Source organism: Nonomuraea antri, from assembly GCF_013283785.1.
In the GTDB taxonomy this organism is placed as follows: domain Bacteria; phylum Actinomycetota; class Actinomycetes; order Streptosporangiales; family Streptosporangiaceae; genus Nonomuraea; species Nonomuraea antri.
In genome coordinates this window covers 1-2,585 of sequence record NZ_JABCPZ010000476.1, presented here as the reverse complement: position 1 = coordinate 2,585, position 2,585 = coordinate 1, and the positions used below count along the sequence as shown (strand labels likewise).

Genomic DNA, 2,585 nt, shown 5'->3' with positions numbered 1-2,585 from the left:
GTTGCGGGTGTCCCGGCCCTGTAGCGGCCGGGACACCCGCAACCCATCCCCGTATCGGGGACCGCCCCCACCGTCACACACCTAGAGCACCCGGCCCCCGCGCCGGACAGGCACGCCCTGTCACCCGCTGACCACCGGTACACCGGCCCGCAGGGGCCGGACCCCCCAACCACACCTAACGCGGCACCGCGTCTGTTTCGCCTGCCCGCACATCGAAACCACACCTCAGGAAGGCGCTGTCATGGCTCACGAAATCGAGATGTTCGCCAATGGTTCGGCCGGGTTCGCCGCCGCCGGTAAGCCGGGCTGGCACGGGCTCGGCTACACCGCATTCGGCCCGATGACCGCCGAGGAACTCCTGGCCAACGCCCACCTCGCCGGGTGGAACGTGCGTAAGGTGCCGGTCGGTCAGGTGACCGACCCCGTCACCGGCCTGCCGGTCGTCACGGACGAGGACTTCCTGGTCGTGCGCACCAACCCCGTCACCGGACAGCCCGAACGTCTCGGCCGGGTCGGGCGTGACTACCAGGTTCTGCAGAACGAGGACGTGACCGCGTTCCTGCAGACACTGGTGGATGAGTCCGGGGCGGTATTCGACACGGGCGGGTCGCTGAACGGCGGGCGGCGGGTGTTCGTCACCATGCGCCTTCCCGAGCCGCTCATGGTCGGCGGGTTCGACCAGGTCGACCTCTACCTGGCGGCGTTCTCACGGCATGACGGGTGGGGCTCGTTCGTCACCGTGGCCACCCCGGTCCGGGTGGTGTGCGCCAACACCGAACGGGCGGCGTTGGCCAACCACGCCTCGAAGTTCACCGTCCGCCATACCGGCAACGTCGCCGGGCGAATCGCCGAGGCGCGTGAGGCGCTGAAGCTGACGTGGAAGCACGGCGAAGCGTTCGCGGCCGAGGCCGAGAAGCTCCTCGCGGTGGCGATGGAGGTGAAGGAGTTCCGTCAGTTCACCGCCCGCCTGCACCCGCTCCCGGCCGACGCGAAGGAGCTGGCCCGGCGCAACCACGATCTGACGATGCGGGAGCTGGAGTACCTGTTCACCACCGCCCCGACGCAGGAGCCGATCCGCAACACGCGCTGGGCCGCCTACAACGCGGTGACCGAGCGGCTGGATCACAAGAGCCCGGTGTTCGGCAGCCGCGACGTGGCGACCGTCCGGGCGGAGCGGGCTCTGCTCGACGACCATGACAACGCCAAGATCAAAGCCCGCGCGTTCCGGCTGCTGGCCACCGCCTGAGCAGGCCATCCGGTACGGCCCCGCCATGGGGCCGTACCGGCCACCCGGGGATGCCACACCCCTACACGGGCCCTACCAAAGCCCGCACCTATGGACCGGCCCCCCACCAGGGCTGTGTCCGTCGCGCCCTACACCCCACGCCCTACCCGCACCCGGGCCCGCTTCGGAACCGGACGCCCACCCCGTCACCCGCTACTGAAGGAAGATCTCGATGGGACGACTCGAAGACCTCGTCATCCACTACCTCAACGCCGCCCGCTGGGAACTCAGCGAGGCCCTCAACCGCATCGTCTGTCTCGACGATGGGGGGACGTTGCACGGCAAGGACCTGGGCCGCATCGCCTACGCCTACCAGCGGGTGTCGTGGTGGCAGCAGGTCACCGACCTCACCCACGGCCGTGAGGAAACTCTCGACGGCGCGACCGCGCTGCTGACCGTGCGGCAATGGGCACGAGAGTCACTGATCAACGCCCGCCCGGTCACCAACGGCGGCCTGTTCACGCTGGCGATGGCCGAGTCCCGCAGAGGCGGCGCACGTGCCTTCCTGGACGCGACCGAGAAGCTCGCCGACGCCCTCACCCCGCCACCCGCGCCAGGAGTCCGTCCGGCCGAGGGGATCACCGCTGCCGCATCGCCAGCTGGTGCCGAGCAGGGAATCCCGGCCACGGTCTACCGGCCCTGACCGGCGGCCCGCCACCCGCGCCCGGCTCGGTGACACCGGCCGGGCGGCCCGGGCCGAGCCTCACGCCGCCAGATAGGCGGCCCCACAGCTCCTCATCCTCATGCTCACCGGCCGATGTCACCCGACGGAAGGAAACCGCATCATGAAGGACCGCAGCCAGCCCGGCCCCCTGCCCCCGACCGGCAGCCCGGACGGTGTCGACCCCGCCTCGGGGGTCGGCCACGCCTGCGCCGAGCAGGCGCGGCGCTCGTTGGATGAGCTGACCGCCGAGAAGATCACCTGCGCTCGTCACGCGTACTACGCGGCGGCGGCCGAGGCGGCGTTCGCCTTGCACAACGGCCAGCGCCTGACCGGTGAGCAGATGTTCGCCGCCGCGCTCACTCAGGCGTCCCGCGCCTGGTGGGATCTGGTGGAAGCGGAGATCACCGGTAAGAGGCTGACCTGTGATCATGCGGTGCGGCGGGTGCGCTCGTGGGCCCGCCATTACTTGACCGGGGAGGCCCCGGCTGCGCAGCCGGGGACGTTGTTCGATCACGCCCTCGCTCACGCATCGCGTCTTGCCGCCCGCGACTTCCTCGCCATAAGCGGCCAGCTCCTGACCCTGCACCTCGCGACCGAGCCGGGCGACGACGGTGACGTTCCCGCTTCGGGCCTGCC

3 protein-coding genes are annotated in these 2,585 nt (G+C 70.6%); all 3 read left to right on the top strand.

The window, feature by feature from the left end:
• Positions 1 to 241 precede the first annotated feature (241 nt).
• A complete protein-coding gene (locus HII36_RS54610; RefSeq protein ID WP_173531285.1) occupies positions 242 to 1,246 on the top strand; it encodes a DUF932 domain-containing protein in 1,005 nt (334 codons plus the stop codon).
• 211 nt (positions 1,247 to 1,457) lie between these two features.
• On the top strand, positions 1,458 to 1,928 hold the full coding sequence (locus tag HII36_RS54605) for a hypothetical protein (protein ID WP_173531284.1): 471 nt from the start codon (positions 1,458 to 1,460) through the stop codon (positions 1,926 to 1,928).
• Between the two features lie 142 nt (positions 1,929 to 2,070).
• Positions 2,071 to 2,585, top strand: a 515-nt coding sequence (locus HII36_RS54600) for a hypothetical protein (RefSeq protein WP_173531283.1), incomplete at its 3' end; no start/stop codon positions are given.